This is a genomic window from Dyadobacter sp. LHD-138, from assembly GCF_030929615.1.
Lineage (GTDB): Bacteria > Bacteroidota > Bacteroidia > Cytophagales > Spirosomataceae > Dyadobacter.
Genome location: NZ_JAVFVU010000103.1, coordinates 1 through 1,477 on the forward strand (window position 1 = coordinate 1; position 1,477 = coordinate 1,477).

Annotated in this window: 1 protein-coding gene; it reads right to left on the reverse strand. The window is 39.1% G+C overall.

The window, feature by feature from the left end:
- Positions 1 to 117: 117 nt before the first annotated feature.
- Entirely contained in the window at positions 118 to 1,191 is a 1,074-nt protein-coding gene (locus tag RB622_RS30085) for an IS110 family transposase (RefSeq protein WP_308050545.1), read from the reverse strand.
- Positions 1,192 to 1,477: the final 286 nt, after the last annotated feature.

Genomic DNA, 1,477 nt, shown 5'->3' on the forward strand with positions numbered 1-1,477 from the left:
ACCGCTGGTACTGTCGTGAAAAGCAAGATTTGAAATAGAATTTTTTTAATAAATTTGGACTATGAAGGAGTGGCGGTTTTTAAATCGCTACATCCTGTGTAGTCCTGCTAGTCGGGACTATTTTTTGTCCTGATATTCAAGTTCTTTGACATGTTGGGAATGGTATAAGGGATCGTAATTGACGTCTTTTTTCCATAGGGCGTAACAAAGTGTTAGTAGTTTTTTCTGGACTGCAACATATCCTTTCATTTTTATGCGGGTTTTGACAAATACCCTTTCAAATAATGCCTGAGAGGCTGGTTCTCCGAATCTAACTGCATTAAAAGCTGGCAAAAACAGTATTCGTCTAATTCGACTGTTACCTTTTTTGGAGATCCTGGTTTTTCCGGATCTCAAACCAGATTGATTTTCGACTACATCATAGCCCGCAAAGCTGACAAGTTGTCTGAGATTCTCAAAGCCTTCAAAACCATTGGTTTCTGCAACAAGCGTTGCCACAGATAACAGACCAAGGCCTTTTATTTTACAGAGTTGATCAATCTTGTTTTTAAGAACTGAGTCCTTAGAAAGCAGGTTCTGCATTTCCTGGGTAATCTGCTCGACCTGCTGGTCATAAAGTTTGATCAGTTTATCCAGCTGTTTAATGATAAATTTATCACTGATCTGACTATGTAATATAGCATGTTTCTGATTTTCTGATTGATTTTTAAGCTCTTGCAAACGTTGATGCTGTCGGGTCAGCATCCGTAATGAATAGATATTTTTTGAAAGTGGTTTCCATAAAGTTGGAGTTTGCTCCAATCCCATTTGGGCCAACCCCCGGGCATCAATTTTATCATTTTTAGATTTATGGCCCAAGCTTTTAAGGTAATTTTTAGACTTGTTAGGCAGCACTACGCTTACTGACAGATCACTCTGGAATAAATACCAGGCAATTTGTTCATGATAAACACCGGTTGATTCCATCAAATACCGAACTGGCAATTGTTTCTCTTTACAATGTTTGGCAACCCAGGTGAGCAATCCATCAAACGAGGATACTTTATTGGCTATTTTGCTTGTCCCTTTTACAGTTGTCTTACCATTGGTATCAATGGTTGATAAACAAATTTGTAAAGAGTCTTTGCTCACATCGATACCGGCACAATAGCGAAGTAATGCTGCTGAATTTCCTGTCTGTTTGCCCATCATCAAGAAAATTTAAAGATGAATAATATGCTTAACAGTTTTTCCGCGCGGCGTCCGCTCTAATTTGGCACATTCATACAGGATTGTAACAAAATACATCCTTAGGTACTGTTCAAGTTACTGAGAAAAACAGGATGGACAGATAGACCAGCGATACAACATCGTCTATAAAAAACGTGTCAGCGGCGAAACACGGGCTGCTGTCCAACCCTGTTAAACAACTATCTCAAAATTGCACTTTTCTCAACAATTTCAAAGAACTTCAAAGATATGCGCGGCGGACCGCCAA

Coding starts and splice junctions, on each gene's coding strand:
- RB622_RS30085 (WP_308050545.1), bottom strand. CDS start 1,191: ATGATGGGCAAACAGACAGGAAATTCAGCAGCATTACTTCGCTATTGT.